General features: G+C 52.3%; 1 protein-coding gene. It reads left to right on the forward strand.

The genetic code is table 11. The features are described from left to right. The coding region (locus ACLJR2_RS23860) for a recombinase RecT (RefSeq protein WP_219828208.1) at positions 1-243 on the forward strand (243 nt) is incomplete at both ends.

Below are 243 nucleotides of genomic sequence, written 5' to 3' on the forward strand. Positions count from 1 at the left end.
GAGGACGAGATCGGCCTGTTCGTTCAGGTTGGTGCCATTCTGCGAGGTGAATCTGAAATCACCTGGGGAGAACCTCTTTACCTCTCCGGCGTTGTTACCTGCAATTCTCCGCTATGGGTTTCAAACCCTAAACAGCAAATTGCCTATCTGGGCGTTAAATATTGGGCTCGCCTGTACTGCCCGGAAGTGATCCTCGGCGTGTACAGCCCTGATGAGGTTGAGCAACGAGAAGAACGCGAGATT

The sequence above is a fragment of the Salmonella sp. SAL03688 genome (assembly GCF_046551895.1).
Classification (GTDB): domain Bacteria; phylum Pseudomonadota; class Gammaproteobacteria; order Enterobacterales; family Enterobacteriaceae; genus Salmonella; species Salmonella enterica.